The sequence below is a fragment of the Rhizobium deserti genome (assembly GCF_004358025.1).
GTDB classification, from domain to species: Bacteria; Pseudomonadota; Alphaproteobacteria; order Rhizobiales; family Rhizobiaceae; genus Neorhizobium; species Neorhizobium deserti.
This window is the reverse complement of the sequence record NZ_SMTL01000015.1, coordinates 1-2,500: the sequence shown is the minus strand read 5'-3', so window position 1 is coordinate 2,500 and position 2,500 is coordinate 1. Positions and strand designations below refer to the sequence as shown.

Genomic DNA, 2,500 nt, shown 5'->3' with positions numbered 1-2,500 from the left:
AGCCCTGTGTTTTTGATAAACAGTCGCTACCCCCTGGTCTGTGCCACCCCATCATGGTTGCCCAAAATGGGGTCACGCTTCTTCCGAAGTTACGCGTGCAATTTGCCGAGTTCCTTCAACATAGTTCTCTCAAGCGCCTTGGTATACTCTACCTGACCACCTGTGTCGGTTTCGGGTACGGTCTATACGGTGGAGCTATTTCCTGGAACCGCGTCCCTGCCCAGACAATCCAATAAGTCTGAACAAGTTGAGCAATCCGTCACTACCACCAGGCCCACGAATATTAACGTGGTTCCCATCACTTACGCATTTCTGCCTCAGCTTAGGGGCCGGCTAACCCTGCTCAGATTAACTTTAAGCAGGAACCCTTGGTCTTTCGGCGAGAGGGTCTCTCACCCTCTTTATCGTTACTCATGTCAACATTCGCACTTCCGATATCTCCAGAGGCCCTCACGGGTCCTCCTTCACAGACTTACGGAACGCTCCGCTACCACGGTGTCTTCGTAAGAAGATCACCATCCTCAGCTTCGGTGCATGGCTTTAGCCCCGTTACATTTTCGGCGCAAAGACCCTTATTTAGACCAGTGAGCTGTTACGCTTTCTTTAAATGATGGCTGCTTCTAAGCCAACATCCTGGTTGTTTTGGGATCCTCACATCCTTTCCCACTTAGCCATGACTTGGGGACCTTAGCTGGAGGTCAGGGTTGTTGCCCTCTTCACGACGGACGTTAGCACCCGCCGTGTGTCTGCCGATTAGTACTCTCAGGTATTCGGAGTTTGGTTAGGATCAGTAAGACGGTGAGTCCCCATAGCCCATCCAGTGCTCTACCCCCTGAGGTATTCGATCGACGCACTACCTAAATAGTTTTCGCGGAGAACCAGCTATTTCCGAGTTTGATTGGCCTTTCACCCCTAGCCACAAGTCATCCCAATCTATTGCAACAGATGCGGGTTCGGTCCTCCAGTTGGTGTTACCCAACCTTCAACCTGCTCATGGCTAGATCACTCGGTTTCGGGTCTAATGCAACTAACTATATCGCCCTGTTCAGACTCGCTTTCGCTGCGCCTACACCTACCGGCTTAAGCTTGCTAGTTACACTAAGTCGTTGACCCATTATACAAAAGGTACGCCGTCACTCTTGCGAGCTCCGACTGTTTGTAGGCATCCGGTTTCAGGTTCTATTTCACTCCCCTTGTCGGGGTGCTTTTCACCTTTCCCTCACGGTACTTGTTCGCTATCGGTCATGCACGAGTACTTAGGCTTGGAGAGTGGTCTCCCCATGTTCAGACAGGATTTCACGTGTCCCGCCCTACTCTAGGACAATCAGTGTTCTACGCTTACGGGACTGTCACCCACTACGGTCGAGCTTTCCAACTCGTTCAGCTTTATTCCTGATTGCCACTGGCCTGGTCCGCGTTCGCTCGCCACTACTTGCGGAGTCTCGGTTGATGTCCTTTCCTGCAGGTACTTAGATGTTTCAGTTCCCTGCGTTCGCTTCTTACACCCTATGTATTCAGGTGTAGATACCTTGTTGATAATGCTTGGAAACCTGTTGTGCTGAACCGTCCCGCCCCAATCCCGGGGCTTCGTTTCGTCTTCACGCTGTCGCGGCCTTGCGGCCGCTGCGCTCCAGACAGGGCGCCGGACGACCGGCGACGCGCTTCCCGCGCTGTATTGCTGCCACGCTCAAACTTCGAGCATGCCACCCATACAGGCCAGAGGCCGTCGGCAATCGTTTGCCGCGCCATCGCAGTGCCAGCAAGTCAAAGACTTGCGTACGGCACGTGAGATCAAAAAAAACAGCAGAACAGATTTCCCAAGCATTCAAGGTGGGTTGCCCCATTCGGATATCCATGGATCAAAGCTTATTCGCAGCTCCCCACGGCTTTTCGCAGCGTATCACGTCCTTCTTCGCCTGTGCATGCCAAGGCATCCACCAAATGCCCTTACGACACTTAATCGTTCTCATTGCCAATGCTCATCATCTTTGTTTGGTTTGGCCAGCTTATCCCTCTCGCTTCACGCTCAAGGGGCAGCCAAAGCCGACAGTCCGGAAACCGAAGTCACCAGACCAACATGCGTGATTACCTTTTACAATCACGCTTTCTAACAATGCCATCGACGTGTTCGACAAGCCTGCTTTATCGGGGTCACGCCGAGCGACCCGCTTGCAGTCTTGTCTTAAGACCAGCTTCTCGAGATTAAATCCGGGTCCGTGCGGTTAGCAAACGGACATCAATAGATCGTCAGAGATGCAAAAGGCCCGAAAGCCCAAAACACCAACAACGACCGACCAGAGTGACAAGCTTCCTACCTCATCCAGCCCCTCCTCCAGATCCGACCGGCTAGGTCATCCTTGGTATCTCAGGAACTGGGCTCGGACATCGGTCTACCTTGCGGTAAAACCAACACCTGGAAGCCTCCAGATCAATCTTCTCTTCACGATTTTTGCACAACAGGCAGCACCCAATGCGGATGATGCAAACTCATTTTTCTTCA

At 52.4% G+C, this 2,500-nt stretch carries 1 rRNA gene (cut by a window edge); it reads right to left on the bottom strand.

What is annotated here, in order from left to right:
- Nucleotides 1-1,962 (bottom strand): 23S ribosomal RNA (locus E2F50_RS22755) (it extends 1,083 nt beyond the left edge of the window).
- Nucleotides 1,963-2,500 lie beyond the last annotated feature (538 nt).